Origin of the sequence: Sphingomonas sp., assembly GCF_050725575.1 — a bacterium.
Lineage (GTDB): Bacteria > Pseudomonadota > Alphaproteobacteria > Sphingomonadales > Sphingomonadaceae > Sphingomonas.
This window is the reverse complement of the sequence record NZ_JBOHHW010000014.1, coordinates 59,198-74,789: the sequence shown is the minus strand read 5'-3', so window position 1 is coordinate 74,789 and position 15,592 is coordinate 59,198. Positions and strand designations below refer to the sequence as shown.

Here is a 15,592-nt window from a genome sequence, read left to right as displayed (position 1 = left end):
GCCTGCGCGAGACAGGGCCACGGGACCGGCTAACGTCGGTTTCGCGGAAAGAAGGTTTGTGTCTGCCTCATATGGGGTAGGCTTTGGTGGATCGGATCGACTATCAAGGGGACGGTATCGGGCTTGTCGATGACAAGTGCCGGGTCGCGATCCCCTCGTCGCTTCGGGCGGCGCTTGCCGCCAACAGCCCCAGGGCTGATGGCAAGGACGGCGGCACCGTCATCATCGGCGTGCACGAAAGCAGCCCCTGCCTGATCGCCTATGATGAGGGTTATCGCACCGTTCTGAAGGATCGCGCCGCCCTGCGCGAGGCCGCCTACATGGCTGAACACGGCGCGCATAACCCCAATTTCCGCCGTGAAGCCTCGCAGGGTGAGCCGGTGCCGTTCGACGGCAGCGGCCGTTTCATCATGCCTGCCTTCCCCAAGTTCCACGCCAATATCGACACCAACGCCTTTTTTTACGGCACGTTCGATTGCTTCGAGATCTGGGACCCCAAGACCTTGCTCGAATCCAATGTTGCCGAGGTGATGAAGTCGTGCGTTCGCTTTCACTGCAAGCAGAAGGGGATCGTGCTGTGACCGCCCCCGATGCGCCGCATGTCCCCGTCCTGCTCTCCGAAGTCATCGACGCGCTCGCCATTGCCCCCGGTGAACGCCATGTCGATGCGACCTTCGGTGCGGGTGGTTATACCCGCGCGATGCTGGCGGCCGGGGCGTCCGTCTATGGCTTCGACCGCGATCCCGATGCGATCACGGCGGGGCGTGCACTGGAGGCGGAGGCGGCGGGCGCTCTAACGCTGGTGCCGGCGACCTTCTCCGCGATGGAGGCCGAACTTGCCGCGCGCGAGGCGATGCCAGTCGATGGCGTGACGATGGATATCGGCGTGTCGTCGATGCAGCTCGACCAGGCGGAGCGCGGCTTCTCGTTCCAGATGGACGGACCGCTCGACATGCGGATGAGCCAGGAAGGCGCAAGCGCGGCGGATTTCGTCAACACTGCTGACGAAAGCGAAATCGCCGATGTGCTGCACGATTATGGCGACGAACCACGCGCGCGCCGTGTTGCGCGTGCCATCGTCGCGGCGCGACCGATCACGCGCACGGGCGAGCTGGCGCACGTCGTGCGCCGCGCGCTTGGCTACAAGCCGCATGACAAGAAGGATCCGGCGACGCGGACCTTCCAGGCGCTGCGCATCGAGGTGAATCGTGAGCTGGGCGAGCTGGCCGACGGGCTGGCGGCGGCAGAGCGCGTGCTGAAGCCGGGCGGGACGCTGGCCGTCATCACTTTCCATTCCGGCGAGGACCGGCTGGTCAAGCGCTTCCTGCGCGAGCGCAGCGGATCAATGCCCTCGGGCTCCCGCCATTTGCCGGAAGTGCAGGCCAAGGCGGCCCCGAGTTTTGAAGCCGTCGGCCGCGCGGTGCGCGCCGGCGAGGCCGAGATCGCGCGCAACCCGCGGGCGCGCTCGGCAACTTTGCGGACGGCGCGGCGGACCTCCGCCGCTGCCTGGCCGAACGTCGAGTCGAGTAAAGGAGCGTAACGATGCTGGCAGTTGCATGGAAAGGTCTTGGCTGGTTTCTCGGCAGCGTTGCCGTGACCCTGGGGTTCCTTCTGGTCCCCTTGCAGGTCGCGGCCGAACGCAAGAAGCTTGACCGGACCGTAAGCGAGATCAACCAGGCGCAGCGCGATATCCGCGCGCTTGAGACCGAGTTCGAGACGCGCGCCAATATCGCGCAACTCGAAAAATGGAACGGCGATACGCTACGGCTCGGCGCGCCGGTGTCGATGCAGTTCATGCCCAATGAGGCGGCGCTGGCGCAGGTCGATTTCACCCGTCCCGCGGCGGACGAGGCGCAGGTGCAGATGGCGTCGATCGTCCCATCGCGCGCCGAGACGATTACGCCTGCGGTCCTGACGTCTGAAACCACGGTTGCCGCGCATAATGCCAATGCAGTCACGACCAAGATTGTCGCGACTAACGCTGTCGTGACGGCAAGCGCCGCGCCGCGCCTGTCGAACGCGGTCGCTCAAGTCCGGGCCATGCCGATCAAACGCGTGAAGCCGCAGACCGTGGCAATGCTCGATCGACAGTTGCTCAGCGATTCGATGCTGGGTGATCTGGCCAGTGCTGCGTCGCGGGAGCAGCGGTTGCGGTGAGCGTTCTTGTCGCCCGACCTTTGCCGCAACGGCGCCTGACCGGCCAGCGCCATGCGCTGGTCGCGACGGCGCATATGCGCCTGATGATCCTGATGTTGTTGTTCACCGCGGCGATCGCGGTGATCCTGATCCGTTTGGCCATTTTCGGCCTGTTCGCCGAAGCATCCACACCACGTCTTGCGCAGATCGGGCCGGCCTGGGCGCGCGGCGATATCGTCGATCGCAACGGCGAACCGCTGGCGCGCACGATCGAGGCGTGGGCAATCGGCGTTCATCCTGGCAAGTTGCTTGGTGACAAGCGTGAGCTTTCCGCGCGTCTCGCCGAGCTGATGCCGACGCATGACGCGGGCTGGTTCTATCAGCGGCTGACGATGGAGGTGAACTTCACCTTTCTCGAACATCATGCATCGCCGTCGCTGGTCGAGCAGGTCCATGCGCTGGGCGAGCCGGCGCTGGTGTTCGACAAGGAAGCCGAGCGGCTTTACCCGCAGACGACTTTGGCCGCGCATGTGCTCGGCTTTCTTGGCCAAAACCGCAACGACAAGCGGATCATCGAAGGGCAGGGCGGGATCGAGCGCGCCTTCGAGGAACGGCTGACCGATCCGGTGCAGCGCGGCACGCCGCTGGCACTGTCGATCGACTATCGCGTGCAGGCGGCGATGGAGAGCGAACTGGGCGCGGCGATGACCGCGTTCCAGGCCAGGGGCGCGACCGGCGTGGTGCTCGACGTGCATACTGGCGAAATCATCTCGATGGTGTCGCTGCCGGTGTTCAACCCGAACAAGGTCGGTGCGGCCAATCGCGATTCGCTGCGCAACAATGTGACGCAGAGCGTGTACGAGCTGGGGTCGACCTTCAAACCCATCACCATGGCGGCGGCAATCGAGAGCGGCGTCGTCACGTCGATGGCGAAGCGCTATGATGCAACTCAGCCGCTGCATGTCGGCGGGTTCACCATTCATGACGATCACGCGCAGCGGCGCTTCCTCAATGTGCCCGAGACGCTGATCCATTCGTCGAACATCGTTACCGCTCGGATCGCCGATGAAATCGGCAAGGACCGGCTCGCGGGGATGTTCGCCAAAATGGGCTTCGACGCCAAGCCGGACATCGAGATCCTCGAAAAGCAGAAGCCGATCTGGCCGAAATATTGGGCGCGGACCACTGTGATGACGACTGGCTATGGCCATGGCATCGCGGTTACGCCGCTGCATCTGGCCAATGCCTATGCGACGCTGGTCAATGGCGGCATCTGGCGTCCGACCACTTTGATCCGCGTCGCGCCGGGCAAGGCGCCGACGGGCCGTCGTGTGCTGTCCGAGGCGACCAGCGCGCGGATGCGGCAATTGCTGCGGCTGATCGTGACGCAGGGCACTGGTCGCAAGGGTGAAGCACCGGGCTACCGCGTTGGTGGCAAGACCGGCACCGCTGAAGTGGCAGGCGCGGGCGGCTATTCGAAGAAAGCCAATGTTTCGACCTTCGCGGCGGCTTTCCCGATGGATGCACCGCGCTATGTCGTGGTGGCGATGCTCGACTCACCGATCGGCAATGCACAGTCCTTCGGCCTGACCACCGCTGCCTTCACTGCCGCACCGGTGGTGAGCAAGGTCATCTCGCGCACCGGCTCGATGCTCGGCGTGATGCCAGACAATGGTCGCGATATCGATGTGTCCGATCTGATGCCGTTGCTCTGGCATGCTCCCGGCGGCGATTCGGGGGATCCGGAATGAAACTCGGCGCGCTGACTGGTGGCGGCGAGACCGACACGGTCAGTGGCTTTGCGATCGATCACCGCAAGGTGGCGACCGGGACGATCTTCGGCGCGTTCGAGGGCGCGAAGGTCAATGGCGAGGATTTCATCCCCGCGGCGGTGACCTCGGGCGCGATCGCGGTGGTCGCGCGGCCCGAAGCGAAAGTGACGGGCGCAGTGCATATCGCCGACGCCAATCCGCGCCGCAAATTTGCCGAGTTGGCCGCGCGCTTCTTCGCGCCGTTCCCCGAAACAACGGTTGCGGTTACCGGCACCAACGGCAAGACTTCGACCGTCGAGATGGTACGGCAATTGTGGCGCATGGCCGGCTTTCACGCCGCGTCGATTGGCACGCTCGGCGTGACCACCGCCGATGACCGCGTTTCGACCGGACTGACCACGCCCGACATCGTCACCTTCCTGTCCAACGTCGCAGGGCTGGCGCGAGAAGGTGTGAGCCATGTCGCATTCGAGGCATCGAGCCACGGTTTGTCGCAATACCGCACCGAGGGATTGCCGGTGCGCGCGGCGGCCTTCACCAATCTCAGCCGCGATCATCTCGATTATCACGGCACGATGGAGGCATATCTCGACGCCAAGCTGAGGCTGTTCACTGAAGTGCTGGAAGCCGGTGGCGCCGCCGTGATCTGGGCGGACGACTCGAGCTCAGTGCGCGTTGCCGACGCTGCCCAAGCGCGCGGAATTCGCGTCATCAGCGTCGGTACGCAGGGCGAGGCGCTGAAGCTCGTGTCGCGCGACCCGACTCTGCTTGGGCAAGGGTTGGTGGTCGAGGCGGAGGGCAAGACCCACAAGATCAACCTGCCGCTGATCGGCGCTTATCAGGTGGCCAATGCGCTGGTCTCGGCTGGGCTGGTGATCGCGACCGGTGGCGATGTGAAGGCAACGCTGGCGGCGCTGTCGCGGTTGCAGCCGGTGCGTGGCCGGCTCGAGCGCGCAGTGATCGCGCGGTCCGGGGCGCCGGTCTATGTCGACTACGCCCACACGCCGGACGCGCTCGAAGCGGCGATCGCTGCGCTTAAGCCACATGCGGCGGGACGGCTGATCGTGGTGTTCGGTGCGGGCGGCGACCGTGATCAGGGCAAGCGCGCCGCGATGGGTGCGATCGCTGCGGCGATGGCGGACAAGGTGATCGTGACCGATGACAATCCGCGGTCCGAAGGTGCCGCGACGATCCGCGCGATGGTGATGCAGGGCGCGCCCGGCGCGACCGAGATCGGGTCGCGGCGCGACGCGATCGGCGTAGCGATCGCTGATGCCGGCCCGCAGGATATCGTATTGATCGCAGGCAAGGGGCATGAGCAAGGCCAGATCGTCGGCGACATGGTGTTGCCGTTCGACGATGTGAGCGTCGCACGGGAGATGGCGGCGTGAACCTCTGGACCTCATCCGAGATCGCTGCTGCCACCGGTGGCGTCGCTTCGATCGACTTTACCGTGACCGGCGTCACCTTCGATTCGCGCGAAGTCGGCCCCGGCGATCTGTTCATCGCGTTGTCGGGCGAAGCGACCGACGGCCATAAATTCCTCGATCAGGCCTCCGAGCGGGGAGCGTCGGGTGCGATCGTCGCGCAAGCGACGACGCACCCGCATGTTCTCGTCCCCGATACGATGGTCGCGCTGGAAGCGCTTGCCACCGCATCTCGCGCGCGCAGCAAGGCGCAGATCATCGGCGTGACCGGGTCGGTCGGCAAAACCAGCACCAAGGAAGCGCTGTTCGCGGCACTCGACCGGGGCAATCCCGGCGCTGCGCATCGTTCGGTCAAGAGCTACAACAATCATACCGGCGTGCCGCTGAGCCTCGCCCGGATGCCGGCCGATGTGCGCTTCGGCGTGTTCGAGATGGGCATGAACCATGCCGGTGAGCTGGCGCATCTGACCACCCTGGTGCGCCCTCACGTTGCCATCGTGACGGCGATTGCACCGGCGCACACAGCCTTCTTTCCCGATGAATCCGCCATCGCCGACGCCAAGGGCGAGATTTTCTCCGGACTGCAGCCGGGTGGCACGGCAATCATTCCATTCGATAGTCCGCACCGCGAGCGGTTGATGGCGGCGGCGCGGCCCTATGCCGAGCGGATCATGACCTTCGGACTCGAGGACGGCGCCGATGTGCGGGCGATCGAGACGATGCGGACCGCTGCGGGCGGAACGTTCGTGACCGCGCAGCTGGGCGCGCGCGAGTTGAGCTTCACCATGTCGCAGCCCGGTCTTCACTGGGTATCCAATGCCCTTGGCGTGCTGGCGGCGGTCGAGGCCGTCGGCGGCGATCTGGCGTTGGCCGGGCTGGCGCTGGCCGAACTTGGCGGGCTGCAAGGGCGCGGCGCGCGCTTCATGGCAAAACTTGCCGGGGGCGAGGCGCTGGTGATCGACGAGAGCTATAATGCCAACCCGTCGTCAATGCGCGCGACGCTGGCGGTGCTGGGTGCGGAGACAGCGCAGCGCAAGATCGCGGTGCTTGGCGAGATGCGCGAACTCGGAGAGGCGAGTGCCGCCTATCATGCCGCACTGGCTGATCCGATCGACGAAGCGGGCGTGGCGTACGCCGTACTGGTTGGTCCGGAAATGGTGTCCCTCGCGAACGCGCTTGAGGGACGCGTGCAATTCGTCCATGTGGCCGACACCGCTGCTGCCCGTACGACCTTGATGACAATATTGGCGCCGGGCGACGCGGTGCTCATCAAGGGATCGAACGGAGTGGGGTTGTCGGCCTTGGTCGCCAGCCTCGCGAACGGGACAGCATAATGCTTTATTTCATCGCCGAGTATCTGGGCTTCCCCGGGGCACTCAACCTTATCCGCTATCTGTCGTTCCGCTCCGGTGGCGCGGTGGCAACGGCGTTGCTGATCGGTCTCGTCATCGGGCCGCGCTTCATCGGCTGGCTGCGTGTCCGGCAGGGCAAGGGACAGCCGATCCGCAGCGACGGGCCGCAGACGCATCTCGCCAAGCGCGGGACGCCGACGATGGGCGGGCTGATGATCCTGACCTCGATGGTGCTGTCGATTCTGTTGTGGATGGACCTGACCAACCCGTTCGTCTGGGCGTGCCTGTTCGTCACGCTCGGCTTCGGTGCGATCGGTTTCCTCGACGATTACGACAAAGTGCGGAAGGCGAGCGCCGCCGGCATCTCCAGCCGGATGCGCCTGCTCGGCGAATTCGCCATTGCCGGTATCGCGAGCTGGATCATCATCGGTGAGAATGGCACGCATCTCTATGTGCCGTTCTTCAGCGGCGTGTCACTCGATCTCGGCTACTTCTATATCGCCTTCGCGGCGTTCACGATCGTCGCCTTCGGCAATGCAGTGAATTTGACTGACGGGCTCGATGGCCTCGCGACCATGCCGGTGATCATCGCCGCCGTCGCGTTCATGATCATCGTCTATCTGGCCGGCAACATCAAATTTGCCACCTATCTCGGCATTCCGCACGTCCCGCGCGCGGGCGATCTGGCGATCTTCTGCGGCGCGATCGTTGGCGGCGGACTAGCCTTTCTATGGTTCAACGCGCCACCCGCGGCGGTGTTCATGGGTGACACCGGCAGCCTTGCTCTGGGCGGCGCACTCGGGGCGATCGCGGTTGTCGCGCATCATGAACTGGTGCTCGGCATCATCGGCGGCCTGTTCGTGGTCGAGGCGCTGAGCGTTATCATCCAGGTGTTCTTCTACAAGCGCACTGGGCGACGCGTGTTCAAGATGGCGCCGATCCATCATCATTTCGAGCAGTTGGGCTGGAGCGAGCCCACCGTGGTGATCCGCTTCTGGATCATTGCGCTGGTGCTCGCGCTGGCCGGGCTGTCGACGCTGAAGCTTCGGTGATCACGACCTCCGCCTGGCGCGGCAAACGCTTCGCTGTGTTGGGGCTCGCACGCTCCGGCATCGCGACGGTGCGCGCGCTGGTCGCGAGCGGAGCGAACGTGACGGCATGGGACGCAAAGGCGGAGGCGCGGGCGGCCGTATCCGGCGTCGAGATCGCCGATCCCGAGGTGATCGACCTTGCCGGCTTCGACGGTCTGGTCGTATCGCCGGGCGTCCCAATCAACCGCCATCCCGTCGCGGCGAAGGCGCGGGTGGCAGGTGTGCCGATCATCGGTGACATCGAATTGTTCGCCCAGGCGCGCGCCGATCTGCCGCCGCACAAGGTTGTCGGCATTACCGGCACCAATGGCAAATCGACCACCACGGCGCTGATCCACCATATCCTCGAGACCGCCGGCATTTCCGCGCGGCTCGGCGGCAATATCGGCAAGCCGATCCTCGGCGAAGAGCCGCTGCCCGAAGGCGGGGTCTATGTACTCGAACTGTCGAGCTATCAGATCGACCTGACCCTCAGTCTCGATTGCGAGGTTGCGATCCTGCTCAACATCACTCCCGACCATCTCGATCGCTATGACGGGTTTGCGGGCTATGTCGCGTCCAAGGCGCGGCTGTTCGCGATGCAGTCGGCCGATCGTGCCGCGATCATCGGCATTGGCGACGAAGCCTCGGCGGGGATTGCGCGCGACCTGTCGGCGCGGGGCGAGTATCTGACAAAGATCGCACCGGGCGTGTGCATGGATCAGTCGCGCTGGCCGTCGCTGCAAGGACCGCACAATGCGCAGAACGCGCTTGCTGCGATCGCGGCGTGCCAGGTGCTCGGCGTGAGCGAGGCGATGATCGATCGCGGGCTGGCGAGCTTCAAGGGCCTGCCGCATCGTATGGAACTGGTCGCGTCGCTTGGCGGTGTGGCGTTCGTCAACGACAGCAAGGCGACCAATCCGGACTCGACTGCGCCCGCACTGGCTGCATTCGAGCGGATTCACTGGATCCTTGGCGGTCAGGCCAAGTCGGATGACCTCGATGCCTGTGCGCCGCATTTCGGGCATGTCGTGCGGGCCTATACCATTGGCGAGGCGGGGCCGCGCTTCGCGGCGCTGCTCGCCGATACATTCCCGGTCGAACAGAGCGGCACGCTCGCTGCTGCGGTGACCAGTGCGGCGGGTCATGCCGTCTCGGGCGAGACGGTGCTGCTGTCGCCGGCCTGCGCATCGTTCGACCAGTTTCGCGATTTCGAGGATCGTGGCGATGCGTTCCGCAAGGCCGTGGAGGCGCTGGCATGACCGATACGCGCACTGCTCCGCCCAAAGGCGTCTGGGGCCGGATGAAGGATCGCGGCGGGCGTGGCGACCGGTCGCCGCTGGGCCTGTGGTTCTGGGATATCGACCGCGTCCTGCTGTTGCTGACGCTGTTGCTGATTGCGATCGGCCTGGTCGCGGTGGGGGCGGCATCGCCGTCGGCCGCGCAGCGCTATTCGGACGAGAAGCATCATATTCCGCCGCTTTTCTATCTTTGGTGGCAGCTGGCTTGGGTCGGCGTGTCGCTACCCGTGCTGTTTGTCGTATCGATGCTGCCGGTCGCGTTCGCGCGGCGCATGGCGCTGCTTGGCACAGTGGTCTGCCTCGGGCTGCTGATGCTGGTGCCGTTCATCGGCATTGAGCGCAACGGCGCGACGCGCTGGCTCGATTTCGGCGTGTCGCTGCTCCAGCCGTCGGAATTCCTGAAGCCCTTCTTCATTGTCACCACAGCATGGCTGTTGTCGCTGCGCGCGCAGGACAGCGATCTGCCGGTCGTGACTCTCACCGGTGCGCTGACCGCATTGGTCGCGGTGCTGCTGATGATGCAGCCCGATTTCGGCCAGACCGTGGTGTTCGCGGCGGTGTGGCTTGCGCTGCTGATGATCTCCGGCACGCCGGTCAAGGTGATGGCGACTTTGATCGGTTGCGTGCCCGCCGGTCTGATCGCTGCCTATATCTTCTACGATACCGCGCGGGTGCGGATCGATGCGTTCCTGTTCCCCGGCGCCGAAGGCGGCTCGGACAATTTCCAGACCAATGCCGCGCACAACGCGATCACGGCGGGTGGCTGGCGGGGCACCGGCCCGGGCGGCGGGACGATGAAGTTCCGCCTGCCGGAAGGGCATACCGATTACATCTTCTCGGTCGTCGGCGAGGAGTTCGGGCTGGTCGCCTGCGCCGTGATCGCGATCCTGTTCCTCGCCATCGTCGTGCGAGTGTTCGTCAAGCTGCTCGATGAGCAGGACGAGTTTCGTTTGTTCGCCGCCGCCGGCCTGGCGACCCAATTCGGGGCACAGGCGCTGATCAGCATGGCGGTCAATACCGGGCTTGCTCCTTCGAAAGGCATGACGTTGCCGTTCATCAGCTATGGCGGATCCTCGCTGATCGCTTTGTCGATCGGCATGGGATTGCTGCTTGCCTTTACCCGCCGAAATCCGTTCGTATCGCGGTCACCCTATATCGCACGGTGGAGCGGCGAATGAGTATAACCCGGCATTTTGTCCTCGCGGCAGGCGGCACCGGCGGACATATGGTTCCGGCGGCGTCGCTGGCCGCTGAACTCGGGCGGCGCGGGCATCATGTGTCACTGATCAGCGATGAACGTGGCGTGCGCTTTCCCGGCCTGTTCGAGGGGATCCAGACTCACATTCTGCCCGCCGGCCGGTTGAAGGGCGGGCCGATCGGCTGGGCCAGGGCCGCTTCGGCGATGCTCAAGGGCCGGACACTGGCGATTGAACTTTATCGCCATCAGCGTCCCGCCGCAGTGATCGGCTTTGGCGGTTATCCTGCGCTCCCGGCACTGCTCGCAGCGTTCAACCAGGGCATTCCGACCGCCGTGCATGAACAGAATGCCGTGCTCGGCCGGGTCAACCGGCTGGTTGCGGGCAAGGTCAGTGCGATCGCCACATCCTATGCCGAGGTCGAGCGGCTGAAGGACGCGCATCGCGGCAAGACTCATCTGGTCGGCAACCCGGTCCGCGATGCGGTACTTGCGTTGCGCAGCCAGCCTTATCCGCTGCTTGAGGAGGACGGGATCTTCCGCGTACTCGTCACCGGCGGCAGCCAGGGCGCGAGCGTGCTGAGCCAGGTCGTGCCCGACGGCCTGTCGCTGCTGCCGATCAATTTCCGCCGCCGGCTGCAGGTTACGCATCAGGCGCGGATCGAGGACATCGATGCGGCGCGTGCCAAATATGCCGAATTGTCGATTGCCGCGGATCTCGCCACGTACTTGCCTGATATGCCCGAGCAGCTTGCCTGGGCGCATCTGGTAATTGCGCGCGCCGGGGCGTCAACCATTGCCGAGCTGACCGCCGCTGGCCGGCCCGCCATTCTCGTGCCTTTGCCCTCGGCGACCGACGATCATCAGACCGCCAATGCGCGCGAAATTACCATGGCGGGCGGCGCACGCACGGTCGATCAACGCAGCTTCACGCCCAAGGAACTGGCCAAGCAGATGCAGCGGCTCGGGCTCGATCCCGCCGCGCTGCAAAATGCGGCCGGTCGCGCCCGCAGCTGCGGGCGGCCCGATGCGGCGCGTGATCTTGCGGATCTGGTCGAGAGTCTCGATGCGCCGCCCGGCGATATGCCGGTTGGTGAGGGGCGTTCCAAGAAATTTGGTGACAAGGCGGCGTTCGCATGAAGGGTGTCGCCACAGATATCGGCACAATCCATTTTGTCGGCATTGGCGGCATCGGCATGTCGGGCATTGCCGAGGTGATGAAGAATCTCGGCTATGCCGTGCAGGGATCGGACGTGGCCGAGGGCTATGTCGTGCAGGGCCTGCGCGACAAGGGCATCCCCGTGCATATCGGTCATAGCGCCGACAATCTCGGCGATGCCGCAGTGGTCGTCACCTCGACCGCGATCAAGCGCGACAATCCGGAGGTCGATGCGGCGCTTGAACGGCGCATCCCGGTGGTGCGCCGCGCGGAAATGCTTGCCGAGCTGATGCGGTTGAAATCGACCGTCGCGGTGGCGGGCACGCATGGCAAGACGACGACCACGTCGATGGTCGCGGCGCTGCTCGACGCCGGCGGGGTCGATCCGACCGTGATCAATGGCGGGATCATCAACAGCTATGGTTCGAACGCGCGGCTCGGCGCGAGCGACTGGATGGTGGTCGAGGCCGACGAAAGCGACGGCAGCTTCCTGCGCCTCGACGGCACGATCGCGGTGGTCACCAATATCGACCCCGAACATCTCGACCATTATGGCTCGTTCGATGCAGTGAAGGATGCGTTCGTCGACTTCATCGAGAATGTGCCTTTTTACGGCGCGGCCCTGCTGTGCCTCGACCATCCCGAAGTGCAGGCGATCATCCCGCGCGTCCGCGACCGCCGCGTCGTGACCTATGGTTTTGCGGCGCAGGCCGATGTGCGCGCGGTCAACATTACGCCGATCCCCGGCGGCAACCGCTTTGAATGTCTGGTGCGCAGCCGCGACGGATCGGTGCGCTCGATCGAGGGGATCGAAATGCCGATGCCCGGCCGCCACAATGTCCAGAACGCGCTCGCCGCAATCGGCGTGGCGCTGGAGATGGCGATCCCGGACGAAACGATCCGCACCGGCTTCGCCAAGTTCGGCGGGGTGAAGCGGCGCTTCACCAAGGTCGGCGAAGTGCCGGTCGAGGGTGGCGGCGTGACGATCATCGACGATTACGGCCATCACCCGGTCGAGATCCGCGCCGTGCTGGCGGCCGCCCGCGAAGGGGTGGAGAATCGCGTCATCGCCGTGGTGCAGCCGCACCGCTATTCGCGGCTTGGCGATTTGATGGAAGAGTTTCAGCAGGCGTTCAACGATGCGGACATGGTGCTGGTCGCGCCGGTCTATGCCGCGGGCGAAGCGCCGGTCGAAGGCGTCGATGCGACGGCGCTGGTGGAGGGATTGAAGCGACGCGGGCATCGCTCGGCCGCCACGGTTGCCGATGCCGATGCGCTGGCTACGGTGCTGGCGGGCGCGGTCCAGCCGGGCGACATGGTCGTATGCCTGGGGGCGGGCGATATCACCAAATGGGCAGCCGGGCTGGCCGATGCGATTGAGGCGAAGCGGTGAGCGCGGTCTGCTACGCCCTTCCTCCCTTGCGCGGTACTTCCACGCATGAGGGCAGTCTTGCCGATTTCATCTGGTTCCGCACCGGCGGACCGGCGGAATGGCTGGTGCGGCCCCAGGACGTAAACGATCTTGCCGCCTTCATGGCCGGGCTGGATGCCGACATCCCGGTCTTGCCGGTGGGAGTCGGATCGAACCTGATCGTGCGCGATGGTGGCGTGCCTGGCGTGGTGGTGCGGCTGCCCAAGGCGATGGCGAAAGTTTCGGTCGAGCCGGATAACCGCGTGCGGGCGGGTGGCGCGGCGATGGGCATTTCGGTCGCTAGTGGCGCGCGCGACTCGGGTATTGCGGGACTGGAATTCCTGCGCGGCATTCCCGGCACGGTCGGCGGCGCGGTTCGGATGAACGCTGGCGCCTATGGGCGCGATACCAGTGATATCCTGATCGAAGCGACGATCGTGACGCGGGCCGGCTCGGTTGAAGTCTGGCCGGCGGCGAAGCTCGGCTATACCTATCGCCATTCCGACCTGCCCAATGGCGCGGTGGTGGTCGAGGCCCTGTTCGAAGGTGTGCCGGGTGATCCCAAGGTCATCGGTGCGGAAATGGATCGTATCGCGGCAGAACGCGAGGCATCGCAGCCACTGCGGTCGCGTACCGGCGGGTCGACCTTCAAGAATCCGGATGGTCACAAGGCCTGGGCATTGATCGATGCTGCCGGATGTCGCGGCCTGACACGCGGCGATGCGCAGGTCAGTGAGAAGCATTGCAATTTCCTGCTCAATCTCGGCTCGGCGACCAGCGCGGAGATCGAGGCACTGGGTGAGGAAGTCCGCGCGAAGGTGAAGGCGGAGTCCGGGATCGAACTTGAATGGGAGATACAGCGCGTGGGGGTGGTGAAATGAGCAAGCTCCATGTCGCAGTGCTGATGGGCGGATGGTCGGCCGAGCGCGAGGTGTCGCTGACGTCCGGCGCCGGCATCTCTGACGCGCTGGAGTCGCTCGGCCATCGCGTGACGCGGATCGATATGGGCCGCGATGTCGCTGCCAAGCTGGCCGAAGCAGCACCCGACGTCGTATTCAACGCATTGCACGGGACGCCCGGCGAGGACGGCACGGTGCAGGGTATGCTCGACCTGATGGGTCTGAAATATACTCATTCGGGTCTCGTGACCTCAGTGATCGCGATCGACAAGGTGCTGACCAAACAGGCGTTGGTGCCGCATGGCATCCCGATGCCCGGCGGGCGCATCGTCAAGAGTGCCAGCCTGTATGAAGGCGACCCGCTAGCCCGGCCTTATGTGCTGAAGCCGGTCAATGAAGGATCGTCGGTGGGCGTCGCGATCGTCACCGACAGCGGCAATTACGGCAACCCTATCGCGCCCGGCGTGGCGGGGCCGTGGCAGGAATTCGAGGAACTGCTCGCCGAACCGTTCGTGCGCGGGCGTGAACTGACCACGGCGGTGCTGGGCGGCGAGGCGCTCGGTGTGACCGAATTGAAACCGAAGAGCGGCTTTTACGACTATGATTCCAAATACACCGAGGGACTGACCGAGCATATCTATCCCGCTGACATTCCCGATGAGATCACTGAAGCCTGCAAGGCAATTGCGCTTGAATCGCACCGGCTGCTCGGTTGCAAGGGCGTGTCGCGGGCGGACTTCCGCTGGGACGATGAGCGCGGTGTCGATGGCCTGTTCCTGCTCGAGGTTAATACGCAGCCTGGGATGACGCCGCTCAGCCTGGTGCCCGAACAGGCACGGCATATCGGCATGAGCTATGCGGAGCTGGTACAGAGGATTGTCGATGACGCGCTTGTAGAGGGAGACGTGTAATGGCCGCCACTCTCAAGCGCGCGCCGGCGCGTCGCCCGGTCCAGAAGCGCAAGCAGCCGCGCACATCGATCATCGATCGCATCATCGCGGCCCTGCCGATTTCCGAGGCGACGCTGCACCGGGTCGCCACCTGGTCGATCACCGGCGCGGTGATCGCCGGGCTGGTAACGTTTGCGGCGTGGATGGGCATTCCCGGAGCAGTCGGTGTCGCAGTGGCGGAGGGGGTCGGCCGGGCCGGTTTCCGCGTCCAACAGATCGAGGTCACCGGGCTGAGCCGGATGGACCGGATGTCGGTCTATGCCGTCGCGCTCGACCAGCAATCGCGTGCCATGCCGTTGGTCAGCCTGGAGGATGTCCGGGCCAAGCTGTTGAAATATGGCTGGATCGAAGATGCGCATGTCTCGCGGCGTCTGCCCGACACGCTGCTGGTGCATATCGTCGAGCGCAAGCCGACGGCGGTGTGGCAGGACAAGGGGCAATTGTCGCTGATCGCGGCGAACGGCGTGTGGCTGGAGCCGGTCAGGGCGGATGCAATGCCTGACCTGCCTTTGGTCATCGGTCCGGGAGCCAACGAGCAGGAAACGGCGTATCAGCAATTGCTTAATGCAGCGCCGGCACTGCGGCCGCTGGTTAAGGCGGCAACCTGGGTCGGTAATCGCCGCTGGAACCTGACGTTCGAGAGTGGCGAGACGCTGTTGCTGCCGGAGGGCAATGTCGCTGCCGCGCATGCGCTGGTCAAGTTCGCCGAAATGGATGGGGTGCGGCCGTTGCTCAACAAGGGCTGGCTTCGCTTCGACATGCGGGACCCTGCCAAGCTGGTCGCGCGTCGGCCGGGGGAAGAAACGGCCCGCGCGATCACCGATCCGAGTGATGCGGATCCGAGTGACAAGAGCAAGGCACCGAAGCCGGCGGTGATCGAAGCGAAGAAACAAGTTGGCGTAACGGGGCAGGGGTAACAG

General features: G+C 65.0%; 14 protein-coding genes. All 14 read left to right on the top strand.

Annotated features, from left to right (window positions below; all coding sequences use genetic code 11):
* Positions 1-86 precede the first annotated feature (86 nt).
* From ACRECS_RS11965 to ACRECS_RS11900, 14 genes are read left to right on the top strand one after another with little or no spacing between them, the layout of a single operon-like run.
* Positions 87-581, top strand: a complete 495-nt coding sequence (locus ACRECS_RS11965) for a division/cell wall cluster transcriptional repressor MraZ (RefSeq protein ID WP_431583191.1) — start codon at positions 87-89, stop codon at positions 579-581.
* On the top strand, positions 578-1,540 hold the full coding sequence (gene rsmH, locus ACRECS_RS11960) for a 16S rRNA (cytosine(1402)-N(4))-methyltransferase RsmH (protein WP_431583190.1): 963 nt from the start codon (positions 578-580) through the stop codon (positions 1,538-1,540). The genes ACRECS_RS11965 and rsmH overlap by 4 nt, the downstream gene beginning before the upstream one ends.
* A 2-nt stretch (positions 1,541-1,542) precedes the next feature.
* Positions 1,543-2,157 (top strand): hypothetical protein, encoded by a 615-nt coding sequence (locus ACRECS_RS11955; protein WP_431583189.1) that lies wholly within the window; start codon positions 1,543-1,545, stop codon positions 2,155-2,157.
* Complete coding sequence (locus ACRECS_RS11950; protein ID WP_431583188.1) at positions 2,154-3,887, top strand: peptidoglycan D,D-transpeptidase FtsI family protein; 1,734 nt, start codon at positions 2,154-2,156, stop codon at positions 3,885-3,887. Before ACRECS_RS11955 ends, ACRECS_RS11950 begins: the two co-directional genes overlap by 4 nt.
* Positions 3,884-5,299, top strand: coding sequence for a UDP-N-acetylmuramoyl-L-alanyl-D-glutamate--2,6-diaminopimelate ligase (locus ACRECS_RS11945; RefSeq protein ID WP_431583187.1), 1,416 nt, complete (start codon positions 3,884-3,886; stop codon positions 5,297-5,299). Before ACRECS_RS11950 ends, ACRECS_RS11945 begins: the two co-directional genes overlap by 4 nt.
* On the top strand, positions 5,296-6,669 hold the full coding sequence (locus tag ACRECS_RS11940; RefSeq protein ID WP_431583186.1) for a UDP-N-acetylmuramoyl-tripeptide--D-alanyl-D-alanine ligase: 1,374 nt from the start codon (positions 5,296-5,298) through the stop codon (positions 6,667-6,669). Before ACRECS_RS11945 ends, ACRECS_RS11940 begins: the two co-directional genes overlap by 4 nt.
* Positions 6,669-7,739, top strand: a complete 1,071-nt coding sequence (mraY, locus tag ACRECS_RS11935; RefSeq protein WP_187762813.1) for a phospho-N-acetylmuramoyl-pentapeptide-transferase — start codon at positions 6,669-6,671, stop codon at positions 7,737-7,739. The genes ACRECS_RS11940 and mraY overlap by 1 nt, the downstream gene beginning before the upstream one ends.
* Positions 7,736-9,019 (top strand): UDP-N-acetylmuramoyl-L-alanine--D-glutamate ligase, encoded by a 1,284-nt coding sequence (gene murD / locus ACRECS_RS11930; protein ID WP_431583185.1) that lies wholly within the window; start codon positions 7,736-7,738, stop codon positions 9,017-9,019. Before mraY ends, murD begins: the two co-directional genes overlap by 4 nt.
* Positions 9,016-10,236 carry an FtsW/RodA/SpoVE family cell cycle protein gene (locus tag ACRECS_RS11925; protein ID WP_431583184.1) on the top strand — a complete coding sequence of 407 codons (1,221 nt, stop codon included), beginning with the start codon at positions 9,016-9,018 and terminating at the stop codon, positions 10,234-10,236. The genes murD and ACRECS_RS11925 overlap by 4 nt, the downstream gene beginning before the upstream one ends.
* Positions 10,233-11,393: an undecaprenyldiphospho-muramoylpentapeptide beta-N-acetylglucosaminyltransferase gene (murG, locus tag ACRECS_RS11920; RefSeq protein WP_431583183.1), complete on the top strand. Its 1,161-nt coding sequence runs from the start codon at positions 10,233-10,235 to the stop codon at positions 11,391-11,393. The genes ACRECS_RS11925 and murG overlap by 4 nt, the downstream gene beginning before the upstream one ends.
* Positions 11,390-12,805, top strand: a complete 1,416-nt coding sequence (gene murC / locus ACRECS_RS11915) for a UDP-N-acetylmuramate--L-alanine ligase (RefSeq protein ID WP_431583182.1) — start codon at positions 11,390-11,392, stop codon at positions 12,803-12,805. Before murG ends, murC begins: the two co-directional genes overlap by 4 nt.
* Positions 12,802-13,704, top strand: coding sequence for a UDP-N-acetylmuramate dehydrogenase (gene murB / locus ACRECS_RS11910; RefSeq protein WP_431583181.1), 903 nt, complete (start codon positions 12,802-12,804; stop codon positions 13,702-13,704). The genes murC and murB overlap by 4 nt, the downstream gene beginning before the upstream one ends.
* Positions 13,701-14,633: a D-alanine--D-alanine ligase gene (locus ACRECS_RS11905; protein ID WP_431583180.1), complete on the top strand. Its 933-nt coding sequence runs from the start codon at positions 13,701-13,703 to the stop codon at positions 14,631-14,633. The genes murB and ACRECS_RS11905 overlap by 4 nt, the downstream gene beginning before the upstream one ends.
* Positions 14,633-15,589, top strand: a complete 957-nt coding sequence (locus ACRECS_RS11900; protein ID WP_431583179.1) for a cell division protein FtsQ/DivIB — start codon at positions 14,633-14,635, stop codon at positions 15,587-15,589. Before ACRECS_RS11905 ends, ACRECS_RS11900 begins: the two co-directional genes overlap by 1 nt.
* Positions 15,590-15,592: the final 3 nt, after the last annotated feature.

Bases quoted from the DNA above. Each gene is read 5' to 3' on its own strand.
- ACRECS_RS11955 (WP_431583189.1), top strand. From the start codon at position 1,543: ATGCTGGCAGTTGCATGGAAAGGTCTTGGCTGGTTTCTCGGCAGCGTT.
- ACRECS_RS11945 (WP_431583187.1), top strand. From the start codon at position 3,884: ATGAAACTCGGCGCGCTGACTGGTGGCGGCGAGACCGACACGGTCAGT.
- mraY (WP_187762813.1), top strand. From the start codon at position 6,669: ATGCTTTATTTCATCGCCGAGTATCTGGGCTTCCCCGGGGCACTCAAC.
- ACRECS_RS11925 (WP_431583184.1), top strand. From the start codon at position 9,016: ATGACCGATACGCGCACTGCTCCGCCCAAAGGCGTCTGGGGCCGGATG.
- murG (WP_431583183.1), top strand. From the start codon at position 10,233: ATGAGTATAACCCGGCATTTTGTCCTCGCGGCAGGCGGCACCGGCGGA.
- murC (WP_431583182.1), top strand. From the start codon at position 11,390: ATGAAGGGTGTCGCCACAGATATCGGCACAATCCATTTTGTCGGCATT.
- ACRECS_RS11905 (WP_431583180.1), top strand. From the start codon at position 13,701: ATGAGCAAGCTCCATGTCGCAGTGCTGATGGGCGGATGGTCGGCCGAG.
- ACRECS_RS11900 (WP_431583179.1), top strand. From the start codon at position 14,633: ATGGCCGCCACTCTCAAGCGCGCGCCGGCGCGTCGCCCGGTCCAGAAG.